This is a genomic window from Candidatus Nitrotoga sp. AM1P (assembly GCF_013168275.1).
Taxonomy (GTDB): Bacteria; Pseudomonadota; Gammaproteobacteria; order Burkholderiales; family Gallionellaceae; genus Nitrotoga.
On the sequence record NZ_AP019547.1, the window covers coordinates 759,916 to 772,567 of the forward strand.

13 protein-coding genes are annotated in these 12,652 nt (G+C 47.1%); all 13 read right to left on the reverse strand.

Annotated elements, in window-relative coordinates:
- Positions 1-243 precede the first annotated feature (243 nt).
- The 13 genes from rnhB to pyrH all read right to left on the reverse strand — a co-directional run bounded on the left by rnhB (position 244) and on the right by pyrH (position 12,652).
- Positions 244-828: a ribonuclease HII gene (gene rnhB / locus W01_RS03420; protein ID WP_173052206.1), complete on the reverse strand. Its 585-nt coding sequence runs from the start codon at positions 826-828 to the stop codon at positions 244-246.
- Positions 825-1,994 carry a lipid-A-disaccharide synthase gene (gene lpxB / locus W01_RS03425; protein ID WP_173052207.1) on the reverse strand — a complete coding sequence of 390 codons (1,170 nt, stop codon included), beginning with the start codon at positions 1,992-1,994 and terminating at the stop codon, positions 825-827. Before lpxB ends, rnhB begins: the two co-directional genes overlap by 4 nt.
- Positions 1,995-2,003: 9 nt before the next feature.
- Complete coding sequence (gene lpxA, locus W01_RS03430; RefSeq protein ID WP_198421375.1) at positions 2,004-2,780, reverse strand: acyl-ACP--UDP-N-acetylglucosamine O-acyltransferase; 777 nt, start codon at positions 2,778-2,780, stop codon at positions 2,004-2,006.
- Positions 2,774-3,226, reverse strand: a complete 453-nt coding sequence (fabZ, locus tag W01_RS03435) for a 3-hydroxyacyl-ACP dehydratase FabZ (RefSeq protein WP_242007026.1) — start codon at positions 3,224-3,226, stop codon at positions 2,774-2,776. Before fabZ ends, lpxA begins: the two co-directional genes overlap by 7 nt.
- A complete protein-coding gene (lpxD, locus tag W01_RS03440; protein WP_173052209.1) occupies positions 3,226-4,266 on the reverse strand; it encodes a UDP-3-O-(3-hydroxymyristoyl)glucosamine N-acyltransferase in 1,041 nt (346 codons plus the stop codon). Before lpxD ends, fabZ begins: the two co-directional genes overlap by 1 nt.
- 24 nt (positions 4,267-4,290) lie before the next feature.
- Positions 4,291-4,794: an OmpH family outer membrane protein gene (locus tag W01_RS03445; RefSeq protein ID WP_198421339.1), complete on the reverse strand. Its 504-nt coding sequence runs from the start codon at positions 4,792-4,794 to the stop codon at positions 4,291-4,293.
- An 18-nt stretch (positions 4,795-4,812) separates the two neighbouring features.
- On the reverse strand, positions 4,813-7,089 hold the full coding sequence (gene bamA, locus W01_RS03450) for an outer membrane protein assembly factor BamA (protein WP_173052210.1): 2,277 nt from the start codon (positions 7,087-7,089) through the stop codon (positions 4,813-4,815).
- Between the two features lie 13 nt (positions 7,090-7,102).
- Entirely contained in the window at positions 7,103-8,455 is a 1,353-nt protein-coding gene (gene rseP / locus W01_RS03455; protein WP_173052211.1) for an RIP metalloprotease RseP, read from the reverse strand.
- Positions 8,452-9,663, reverse strand: a complete 1,212-nt coding sequence (gene ispC, locus W01_RS03460; RefSeq protein ID WP_173052212.1) for a 1-deoxy-D-xylulose-5-phosphate reductoisomerase — start codon at positions 9,661-9,663, stop codon at positions 8,452-8,454. The genes rseP and ispC overlap by 4 nt, the downstream gene beginning before the upstream one ends.
- Entirely contained in the window at positions 9,660-10,481 is an 822-nt protein-coding gene (locus W01_RS03465) for a phosphatidate cytidylyltransferase (protein ID WP_173052213.1), read from the reverse strand. Before W01_RS03465 ends, ispC begins: the two co-directional genes overlap by 4 nt.
- A complete protein-coding gene (gene uppS, locus W01_RS03470; protein ID WP_173052214.1) occupies positions 10,474-11,253 on the reverse strand; it encodes a polyprenyl diphosphate synthase in 780 nt (259 codons plus the stop codon). The genes W01_RS03465 and uppS overlap by 8 nt, the downstream gene beginning before the upstream one ends.
- 103 nt (positions 11,254-11,356) lie before the next feature.
- Positions 11,357-11,914, reverse strand: a complete 558-nt coding sequence (gene frr / locus W01_RS03475) for a ribosome recycling factor (RefSeq protein ID WP_173052215.1) — start codon at positions 11,912-11,914, stop codon at positions 11,357-11,359.
- A gap of 15 nt (positions 11,915-11,929) precedes the next feature.
- Positions 11,930-12,652 carry a UMP kinase gene (gene pyrH, locus W01_RS03480; RefSeq protein WP_173052216.1) on the reverse strand — a complete coding sequence of 241 codons (723 nt, stop codon included), beginning with the start codon at positions 12,650-12,652 and terminating at the stop codon, positions 11,930-11,932.

Here is a 12,652-nt window from a genome sequence, read left to right on the forward strand (position 1 = left end):
AGCCGCACAATAGTTTGACGAAGGTGGCATGGGCGCGCAATGATCTAGCGGAGAGTAGATAAGTAGTCCAACTTGGTAAGCAAATTGAAATTCTAAATTGAAATTCGTCGATCTTCATAATCGCTTATTCTATTGAATAATAAAAGTATATTATACGTCAACACTTAGTGCGAATATAGCCAAAATATACTCCCAACCCCAATTACTACCATAGGAATGTACATTTGATTGAACAGATTCCCTTCATCCCTTTTTCTGTTCCAATGCTTCTCGTACGGGTCGGAAACTTCTTCTGTGTTCGGCGGAAATGCCGTGCATTCTCAATGCCGCCAGATGTGCCCCAGTCGCGTAGCCTTTGTGCGCAGCAAAACCATATTGGGGATAAATATCATGCAGCAACAACATAGCCGCATCACGCGCAGTTTTAGCCAATATAGAAGCTGCCGAAATGGACGCAACACTACTATCCCCTCGCACAATGGCACGGCTCGGGAGTCCCGTATCCGGGCAATACAAGCCATCGACCAAAACTTCATGTGGTCGGATCTGCAGCATTTCAATTGCACGGCGCATAGCTAGCAGGCTGGCACGCAAAATATTTATGGAATCAATCTCTTCGACTGAAGCCTCTGCAATCGCCCATACCAAGGCATATTGCTTTATTTCTAACGCTAGAGAATTACGCTGCTTTTCGCTGAGCTTCTTGGAATCATTTAGTCCCTCTATTGGCCGGCGGTCGTCCAATATTACCGCAGCGGCATAGACAGGGCTCGCTAACGGCCCACGCCCAGCTTCATCCACTCCACAGATAAGCAATTGATTTTTCACTTGCTGTCCCTTTGTTGCATACCCAGATATGACAAGATAGCTTGCGCGGCTTTATGCGCATTACCCTGCCTAAGCGTGGAGTGCATATCAGTAAATATTGCTTCCAGCTCGGTAACGGCTTGCTTGTTAGACAACCAGTTTAGCAGCGCCTGTGCAAGATTCTCCGGTGTTGCATCATTCTGAAACAGTTCCGGCACTACAAATTTACCTGCAAGAATATTTGGAAGACCGAAATATGGCTGGTATGCCTTGGGCTTTAATAGCCAATATGACAAGGCTGGCATTTTGTAAGTGATCACCATGGGACGTTTGAGCAGGGCTACTTCCAGCGTAGCGGTACCCGATGCAACCAACACAACATCAGCAGCAATTATCGCATCGTGCGCATGACCCAATTGGATCCTGATTGGCAAATCCTGTCCCCCGCAATGCCTCAATATTTCCTCAAAAATACGACGCGTTTCAATGGTCGCCAATGGTACAAGAAAGATTGCTTCAGGCAATTTTTGTAAAATAATTCTCGCGGTATCAATAAAGATTAAAGCCAGATTTCGCACCTCACTCTGGCGGCTTCCTGGCAAAAAGGCGAACACATTGCTTTGTGTGGGCAAACGCATCTGCACGCGCATTGCGTCCCGATTGGGTAATTCTGGCAATATATCGGCCAGAGGGTGTCCAACATAGGTTACCGGAATGCCTGCCTTTTCATATAGTGGTGATTCAAAAGGAAATAATGCCAGCATATGCGATACCGCACGCTTAATCTTGTGGATGCGTTCGCCGCGCCATGCCCAAATAGAGGGACTAATATAATGCACGGTGGGAATGCCACGTTCCTTGAGCTTCAACTCTAGATCAAGATTAAAGTCTGGCGCATCAATGCCAACAAATAAATCGGGGGGATGAGCATAGAAATATGCCCGGAGCTTGCGACGTATACCCATAATTTCACAATAATGTCTCAGCACTTCGACATAACCGCGCACTGCAAGCTTTTCCTGCGGGAATAATACTTGCATACCAACTGCCTGCATCTTGGGCCCACCGATTCCAATGAATCTCACGCTGGGCACTGCTCGTTTTAGTTCCTCCATCATATGGCTGGCGAGCAGGTCACCGGAAGCTTCACCGGCAACAATACCGATCACTTTTACGGGCTGTGTCATATGACGAAACTAACGAATAAAACCGCGTTGCGAACGACCTAGAAAATCAACCAGTACATTTAAATCTGGATATTCTGCTGCCTGTTCTTCAATGACTACTTTAGCCTGCTCTAACATCAAACCCGATTTGTACAAGGTTTTATAAGCGCGCTTAATCGCCATTACCGCTGTACTTGAAAAACCCCGCCGCTTCAACCCTTCTGAATTAATCCCGTGAGGTGCAGCCGGGTTGCCAGCGGCAGTGACATAAGGCGGGACATCCTGCAAGAGAACCGATCCCATTCCAATAATTGCATGCATGCCTATTTGACAAAACTGGTGCACGATAGAAAATCCTCCTAGTATTACATAATCAGCAATCTTGACATGCCCGGCCAGACTTGCGTTATTAGCAAAAATAGTGTGGCTTCCGATCTGACAATCATGCGCCAAATGCACATAGGCCATGATCCAGTTATTGTTTCCAACACGTGTTACGCCAACATCTTGTGAGGTGCCTATATTGAAGGTACAGAATTCACGAATAGTATTGTTATCACCAATTTCCAGCCGCGTCGGTTCACCCGCGTACTTCTTGTCTTGCGGGATTTCTCCCAGTGAACAAAACTGAAATATGCGGTTGTGCTGGCCGATGCTGGTGTGTCCGCCGATCACTACATGTGGACCGATCTGTGTGTTATTGCCGATCTCGACATGCTCACCGATGATTGAATACGCACCCACCTCAACGTTACTTGCCAATTTAGCATTTGGGTGAATAAGAGCTGTAGGGTGAAGCATTACAATTCCCGAACAGTACACATCAATTCAGCCTCTGCGACAATCTGCCCGTCTACTTCCGCAGTCGCAGAAAACTTCCATAGGCCGCGCACATTACGGAGGAACGATACCTTTAAAATAAGTTGGTCACCTGCACTCACTGGTTTCTTGAAACGCGCTCCATCAATACCCACAAAATAATAAACTGATTTATCGTCCGGCTTGGTGCCTAGTGTCTTAAATGTCAGTATTGCCGCAGCCTGCGCCATGGCTTCCACGATAAGCACTCCGGGCATAACCGGATGATGCGGAAAATGACCGCCAAAGAAAGGTTCATTTATACTGACATTTTTCAGTGCCACGATATCCTTGCCGGGATCGTATGACAGCACACGATCGATTAGCAGGAATGGATAACGGTGCGGCAAGTATTCCAAAACTTCATAGATGTCCATTTGGGTACCTGTGCTCATCAACCTTCCTTCCTTAAGATCTCAATTTCTTGCTGCAACATTTTTATTTTATTTGCCAGTTCATCCAGATGACGCAGTTGGGCAGCATTTTTGCGCCACACTTCGTGCGAACTGAATGGAAAAATTCCAGTATAGGTACCAGGCTCTCGAATAGATTTTCCGATCATCGTATAGGAAGAAATCTCGACATGATCCGATATCTGCGTATGTCCTAAAATACCGGTTCCACCCCCTATTCGACAATGGCGCCCGATGATCGCGCTACCTGCAATGCCAACACATCCAGCAATAGCGGTATGTGCACCAATGCGAACATTGTGCGCAATCTGAATCAAATTATCTAACTTGACTCCTTCCTCAATCACTGTGTCATCCAACGCGCCACGATCGATAGTGGTGTTCGCGCCGATCTCCACATCATCACCAATGACCACACGCCCAATCTGCGGAATTTTCAGCCAGTGGCCTTCATTCATCGCTATGCCGAAACCGTCGGCGCCGATCACTACGCCAGAATGTGCTATCAGTCTATTTCCCAAAACACAATTGTGATAAACCACGACGCGTGGATATAAACGTGCGTCTATACCTATCGTTACCCCAGCACCAATACTGCATCCTGCCATAATCACACAGCCAGCGCCTATCCTGGTATCTGCTCCGATCACCACATTCGTACCAATATAGGCAGTCGGATCAATATGAACCCCTTCTTCAATCACGGCACTGGGGTGTATGCCCGGCACAACTAAAGCGGGAGGATTCAGGAATGCGGAAACCTTGGCAAAATAAACATAAGGGTTGTCGCATACGATGCGGGGAAGTGATGTTGCCTCAGCGTCTGCCGGGCCTACAATTATTGCACTGGCATGCGTAGTAGCAAGCAGCGGGCGATATTTTGCGCTCGCCAAAAAAGTAAGATGCCCTGCTTGCGCGTTTTCTAGCGTAGCTATTTGATTAACTGTTGTCTCGGTATTATCCAGCAACGAACCACCGAAACGTGCTGCAATTTCTTTAAGACTATAGTCTGTTCGCTTCATACAATTTAAATATAACTTAAAGCTTTATTTATCATTTGCCATGTATTTCAAAACTTTTTCGGTAATATCAATATTTGGGTTGCGATATACAGCTTCTTGTAATATCAAGTCATATTTTTCTTTTTCTGCAAGCGCTTGAATTGCTTTATTAGCATGCTCCAGAACCACTGACATTTCCTCATTCTTGCGCAGATTCAAATCTTCGCTGAAACCACGTTGCATGCGTTGCAGATTCATGTTGAGATTGGCCAGTTCACGTTCTTTGTTGCGTTTTTCACCCTCTGGCAGCGTCAAACCTTCTTTTTCCATGAGTGTTTGCACATCTTTCACTTGCTTAGCGACTTTCTTGATTTCCTGGTCACGTCCGGAAAACTCCTTCTCAATCTTTTTCTCGGCCTTCACAGCGGGAGCAGATTCACGCAAAATACGTTCGGTATTCACTATGCCCACCCGAAAATCGGCGGCCAATGCTTGAGTACTGCCTACCAAGAGCAATATCTGCATAAACTTCATACTCAAAGTTTTCATTCTTTTTCCTAACCTAATTTAAAATAATGAACCCAGTGTGAACTGGAATTGCTGTAACTTGTCGCCAAATTGCTTGTTTAGAGGCACGCCTATACTAACTTTAAGTGGACCAACTGGTGATACCCAAGTAACGGCGATACCCGTAGAATAACGCAAGCTGTCAGATCCTGTAAGACCTAAGCCAAACACCGCTCCAGCGTCTATAAAAGCACTCAAGCGCACGGATCTTTCCTTATTCATTCCAGGCATGGGGAATAGTAATTCAGCATTTCCAACTATACGTCTGGTGCCACCCAAGGAATTATTGTTAATGTCTCGCGGCCCAATGGAAAATGGCTTAAAACCACGCACTGAACCGGGCCCACCCGCATAAAAATTCTTGAAGAATGGCACTGGCTTGTCGCCATAACCTTCCGCACCGCCCACTTCGCCATTCAGCATGAGAGTAAATTTTTGACTTATCGGATAGAACCACTGATGCTGATAAGTAAGTTTGTAAAACCGCTGATCAGAAACCGGTAGAGCTACTTCCACAAAAGCACGCTGCACTGTCCCCGCCGTAGTGTAAATAGCACTATCACGGCTATCATGGCTCCAACCCACCGAACTCAACAGGTTACTTGTCGAAGGTCCAAAGATTTTAACGTACTCTTTCATTTGTAACGAACTTCTGTCGGTAAGTGTCAGTTCAGTCTTTTCTGCCGATAAACCAAAATGTGTATTCTCAAAGTCGCTGATTGGTACACCAAAACGTACTCCTCCACCAATGGTTGCAGAAAGGTATGGGCTAATTGCCGTATAAGTGGAATTCACGTTGCGTTTATATAAATCGAATCCTCTACTTACGCCATTATCAGTGTAATAGGGGTTAGTATAAGTGACCGAATACACTTGATTAATCTTACTGGTATTAATCTGGGTAGATAAACTATTACCGGTACCAAACAAATTTCGCTGAGTGACAGAACCAGTAAACACCACTCCAACGTTACTGGATATCCCGGCACCGACCGAAAAATCTCCAGTGGATTTTTCCTTAACAGCCAGACTAACATCTAGCTGGTCATTTGTACCAGGCACCGGGAGAGTCTCAATATTTACTTCACTAAAGAAGTCCAAGCGATCGATTTTTTGTTTGGATGTCTTAATTTTAGACGCGGAATACCATGCACTCTCCATCTGACGAAATTCGCGCCGAATCACAAGGTCACGAGTTTTAGTGTTACCTGTAATGTCGATATGTCGTACGTAGGCTCGAGCACCAGGGTCAACGACAAAAGTAAACCCTACTTGATGTTTTTCTTTATCTACATCCGGTACCGCATTAACATTAGCGAAAGCATAACCATCCTCACCAAGGCGATCGCCTATTTTTTTGGTGGAATCGGTCAATTCCTTGCGAGAAAACACATCACCTGCTTGTATTTTAATCAGTTTACGCGTTTCCACATGCGGTAAGATATTTTCAGGTCCAGATACTTTAACCTCGGAAACTTTGTACTTGGCGCCTTCGCTAATATTAATGGTGATATAAATGTGTTCCTTGTCCGGTGTGATAGAAACTTGGGTAGAGTCTATGGAAAACTCCAGATAGCCCGCGTCAAGATAAAGTGAACGCAAAGTTTCTAAATCAGCTGATAGTTTTTGCTTGGAATATTGATCATTTTTGGTAAACCAGCTTATCCAGTTTGGTGTACCAAGCTGCATCAAATCCTTCAATTTTTTTTCGTTAAAAGCCTGGTTACCGATAATATTAATTTGCCTGATTTTAGAAGTTTCACCCTCTACCACATTAAAGATGATAGCGACACGGTTGCGTTCTAACTCGGTGACAGTGGTGCTGAATTTCACCCCATATTTGCCGCGCGCTACATACTGGCGCTTGAGCTCTTGTTCCGCTTTATCCAAGGCAGACTTATCGAAAATACGACCATCCGCCAGCCCCACCGACTTAAGATTGTCGCGCAGCGTATCTTTAGGGAAGTCCTTCACCCCATTAATTTCAATGCTGGCGATGGATGGACGTTCGCGCACCAGGACAATTAACACGCCCTGTTGCATTTCAAGGCGCACATCCTTGAAAAAACCAGTGGCAAACAATGCACGGATTGCCGCAGCAGCATGTTCATCATCCAGCTTGTCACCAACCTTGACCGGTAAATAGCTGAACACAGTGCCTGCCTCAGTACGCTGTATCCCTTCTACACGAATATCTTTAACCACGAAAGGTTCGATAGCTATAGCGGACGCGGCATATAACAGCGGGATAAGCCCCGCTAGATTTTTCAATTTCATGTATTATTTCAACCTAAAATACGCGGCTAAAGTCGTTAAACAACGCGAGAACCATCAAGGTAACGAGCAGCACAATGCCAATTTTCTGCCCTGCCCCCCAAGCCTCCTCGGACATCGGACTGCCTTTAATTAACTCGGCCATATAATACAGCAAATGCCCGCCATCTAATAAGGGGATAGGCAGCAAATTCAACACTCCGAGGCTAATACTGATCAGTGCCAGGAAATTCAGGTATGCGACCATACCCATCTGTGCTGACTGTCCAGCATAATCAGCAATGGTAATTGGCCCGCTCAGATTTTTCAGCGACATTTCGCCTATGACCATTTTACCCAACGATTTCAAACTCACCTTGGAAATTTCCCAGGTTTTGCGTACGGCATGCCCGAATGCTGCAAGCGGCGCATAACGCACTGTAGTCAACAATGCGTCAAACTCACGCCGGTCTATGTGCGGAGCAACTCCAATCTTGCCTACCGTTATGTTCGCTTCGCTGGTTGCTTCAGGTGTGAGATTAAGAACCCGTAGCGTGCCGCTTCGTTCAATTTCCAATTTCAGTAGCTGTCCCGGATGACCACGCACTACCTCCACCAAGTCTTTCCAATCTTCGATACTCTGACTATTTACTCGCAGAATTTTATCATTTGGGAGTAGCCCTGCACGTTGAGCAACCCCACCTTCTACCAATTTTCCGATGACGGGGCGCACCAACGGCTGATACGGTTGTAAACCGAGAGAGTGTAAAAAGTTCTCATCCATATCATCCGGAGTGAGCGCTTTCAGATCGAGCACATGCCGGACTATTTCTCCTTGTACAGTACGCATTTCTATGCGTGCTTCAGTAGTACCTTGCAGAGTGAGATCCAATAATACCCAACTTACTTGTTCCCAACTCGGAATGGCTTGCTCATTAATGCTGACGATGGTTTCCTGCGCTTGCAAGGATGCTGTTGCTGCAGGTGTGTTCGGTAATACTTTGCCCAGCACAGGTTTAAGACTCGGCACGCCATAGATAAATAATGCCCAGAATAATAAAATAGCCAGCAGTAGATTAGCCACCGGCCCCGCCACCACGATAGCTATACGCTGCAGCACAGGTTTACGATTAAATGCAAGATGCAGCTCATGCGCTGCCACTTTACCTTCACGCTCATCCAGCATCTTGACATAGCCGCCTAAGGGAATGGCGGAGATCACCCAATCTGTTTCGCTACTTGCAAAGCGTTTGGTGTAAATTGTCTTGCCAAAACCAACTGAAAAACGCAACACTTTCACTCCACACATTCGTGCTACCCAGTAGTGCCCCATTTCATGGATCACTACAAGTATTGCTATAGCGGTAATGAAAGCCAGTAGTGTGATCATGAAAAACAAATCATACTTTTTATTAATAATTCATTTGCTACTATGCGTGCAGCGGCATCCGCACTTAACACATCCTCCAGCGTGTTAACCGTGGTTACCGGCAAATCAGCGAGTACATCTTCTATCAAACGTGGAATGGCAAGGAAAGGAATCTGTTTGTTTAGGAATGCGACCACGGCTACTTCATTGGCCGCATTGAGCACGGCAGGTGCTGTGCCGCCGGCGCGCAAAGCTTGATAGGCCAGAGTCAAGCCTGGGAAACGAATAAAGTCCGGCGCAACAAAATCGAGAGTCGCTATCTTAAGCAGATCCAACGGTTCAACACCCGTTTCAATGCGTTCCGGGTAGGCCAACGCATATGCGATCGGGATGCGCATGTCCGGATTGCCCAGCTGCGCGAGTACCGAACCGTCCACATATTGCACCAGCGAATGAATAATACTTTGCGGATGTACCACGACCTGAATCGCATCGGCTGGCGCGTTAAACAACCAGTGTGCCTCAATGACTTCCAGCCCCTTGTTTATCATGGTAGCGGAATCAACCGAAATCTTGCGTCCCATTATCCAATTAGGGTGCGCACACGCTTGCTCCGGCGTGACGTGTTTTAATGCAGATAAAGTAGTGTTGAGAAAAGGACCGCCAGATGCGGTGAGCAGAATTTTACTGATCCCGCTGGCAGCTAAACTATCCGTGTGATGACGGGAATAATCATGGGGCAAAGCCTGGAAAATGGCGTTATGCTCACTATCAATGGGCAACAGAGTAGCGCCATGTTTATGCACCAAATCCATAAATATTCGTCCCGCCATTACCAGTGCTTCCTTGTTCGCCAGCAGAATTTTCTTGCCTGCACGTGCAGCAGCCAGCGTAGGACGCAACCCTGCTGCACCGACAATAGCAGCCATTACCGTATCCACCTCCGGCAATGATGCAACCCGCTCCAGCGCTGCGGCACCCCATAAAACTTCCACATCCACACCAGCGACGGTGATACGCTGCGCCAGACGCATGGCTGCTGCCTCGTCTAACAACACAGCATAGCGCGGCGCGAAACGAATGCATTGCTCAAACAGAATATTATCTTGGCATTGTGCAGTGAGTGCCATGATGCGATAGCGTTCAGGGTGACGCGCTACGACATCCAATGTACTGGTCCCTATGCTGCCCGTGGAACCCAGTATGGTGAGATGGCTTATGCTTTTCATGCCACCCTTTGGAGCAGAATCACCATTGCAGCCAATGGCAAAGTTGAAGTCAGCGCATCAATGCGATCCAATAGGCCACCATGGCCGGGAAGCAATGTGCCGCTGTCCTTAACCCCAGCTTGACGTTTAATAGCCGACTCAAACAAATCACCGATCACTGCCAGTCCCACCCACCCCCAGGACACGATTAACATACCGAGCAGCGCTTGGTAATTTGTAGCAAGGTCGCTTGTCCAAACAATAAGCAACACATACGCGGTAACTCCGAGGAGTGCGCCGAATACGCCTTCCCAAGTCTTACCGGGACTAATATTGGGCGCAAGCTTGTTCTTACCAAATTTTCGTCCGCTGAAATAAGCAGCGATGTCTGCCACCCAGACTAGCCCAATCACCCCCAATAGCCACCAGGGATTTTGTATACGCAAGTCCATCATCGCCAAGCCAGTCGGAATCAATAGTACCCAACCAGTTAACATCATCAACAGCGGTTGACGCACGTGCCAACGAGCTTTAAGCCAAAGTGGCACCATAATTAACCATAGCAGCGCCGACATACCGTATATCAGCATATGTAATGATTCAAACTGTCCGGGATATTGCGTATTAAGCCAAACGATACCAAGCATCACAGCCAGAGTCAGCCACAAATAAACACTAATCGTTTTTCTGGACAGCTGGGATAAGCGCGCCCATTCCAATGAAGCTTGCATCACCATGATAATCACCAGCGCAGCCCACCCCAAAGTGGGCAATAAAAACAGCGCTAACAGGAATAATACGAGTAGGATGACGGCTGTAATCACACGCTGTTTAAGCATTAATTTCCCCATCCTGCATTCGCCCGCTCCGAACTTGTTCACTCGTTCGGCCGAAGCGACGCTCCCGTGCATAGTAGGACTGGATAGCCAATTTCAATGCTTCGCCATCGAAGGCCGGCCACAGTGTATCGGTGAAATATAACTCGGTATAAGCCAGTTGCCATAACAAAAAATTGCTGATGCGTTGTTCACCTCCAGTACGGATAAATAAATCTGGCTTGGGCGCATAGTGCATGGAAAGGTATGCTTCCAGGTCTTCTTCATTAAAACCGCCAACCAGATCAGGGCGCGCTTGCAGCATCTTTTGCGTGGCTTGCATAATATCCCAGCGTCCACCGTAGTCAGCCGCAACCGTAAGCGTTAAGCTAGCATTGCCTGTAGTCAATTGTTCCGCGTCTAAAATGCATTGATTAAGCTTGGCATCGAAACGACTACGATCACCTATGATTTTTAGTCGAATATTATTCTCGTGCAACTTGAATACTTCACGCTCAAGCATTTTCAGGAATAACTGCATCAGAAAGGTAACTTCGTCTGCAGGGCGACGCCAGTTCTCGCTACTGAAGGCAAACAGAGTCAGATATTCGACTCCCAGTTCGCGGCAGGCTTTCACGATCTCGCGTACCGTCTCCACACCTCGTTGATGCCCGGCAATACGTGGCAAATAGCGCTGCTTTGCCCAGCGACCATTACCATCCATGATGATGGCAATATGACGTGGCACTTGAGGTATAACTGGGACGGTGCGAGTGGGATTTTGAAATAACGCCATCAAGAACCTCTAAAGAAATCTCGCGAGGACAGTGACCATTTTGATAGCACAAGCAAGCAATATGCTCGCTTTTTTATGGTATACCACTCCATATGTAGTGCAGTTAAACTGCCATCAGGTCAATTTCTTTTATTTGCAGTAATTTGTCTATTTCTACTACGAAATGGTCTGTCAGTTTTTGCACCTCATCCTGCCCACGGCGCTCATCATCTTCACCTATTTCCTTATTCTTGAATAACTTTTTAAGATGCTCGTTGGCATCGCGACGTACATTGCGTATAGCCACCTTAGCGTTCTCCGACTCACTACGCACTACCTTGATCAAGTCACGGCGACGCTCTTCGGTCAACATCGGCATGGGGACGCGGATTAAATCCCCATTGGTCGCCGGATTCAGCCCCAGATCAGCGTCGCGTATCGCTTTTTCCACTGCTGCAATCATATTTTTTTCCCACGTTTGTACCCCGATAGTGCGCGCATCAATCAAAGTCACATTAGCAACTTGGTTAATCAACGTGGGACTGCCATAATAATCTACGGTCACATGATCCAGAATACCAGTGTGTGCCCTACCAGTACGAATCTTACCGAAATCCACTTTGAGCGTTTCCAGCGTCTTATTCATCTTCTGTTCAGCATTTTTTTTGATATCAGAAATCATTACATTCATCCTCCATCAGTTACAATGTACCAGCGTCCCTTCATCCTGCCCCATCACTACGCGCTTCAGCGCGTCATGTTTGAAGATGCTGAATACAATAATCGGCAAGCTCTGGTCACGGCACAAGGTCAGTGCAGTGGCATCCATTACCTTAAGGTTTTTATTAATCGCTTCATCAAAACTCAATTTTTGATAGCGAATAGCGGCGGGATCAAGTTTCGGATCAGCGGTATATACCCCGTCTACCTTGGTCGCTTTAACGACAACTTCCGCATCCATTTCCACGCCGCGTAAGGCGGCCGCGGTATCGGTGGTGAAGAATGGATTACCAGTCCCGGCAGCAAATATCACCACTTTGCCATCCTCCAGGTAGCGTAATGCCTTGCCTCGTATAAATGGTTCAGCCACTTGTTCCAGGTTGAGGGCCGACTGCACCCGACAATCCAAACCGAAGCGTTTCATAGCATCCTGCAAGGCCATGGCGTTCATAACGGTAGCCAACATTCCCATATAATCGGCGGTGGCGCGATCCATCCCAGCAGCGGCAGGCGCAACTCCGCGGAAGATATTACCGCCACCGATCACCACCGCCACCTGTACACCCAGCTCAACCACCTCGCCAATTTCACTAACGATGCGCTCAATCACAGCACGATTAATTCCGTAGCTATCATCGCCCATCAGGGCTTCCCCGGAAAGTTTGAGCAGGATGCGCTTGTATGCTGGAGCAGTTGGCAT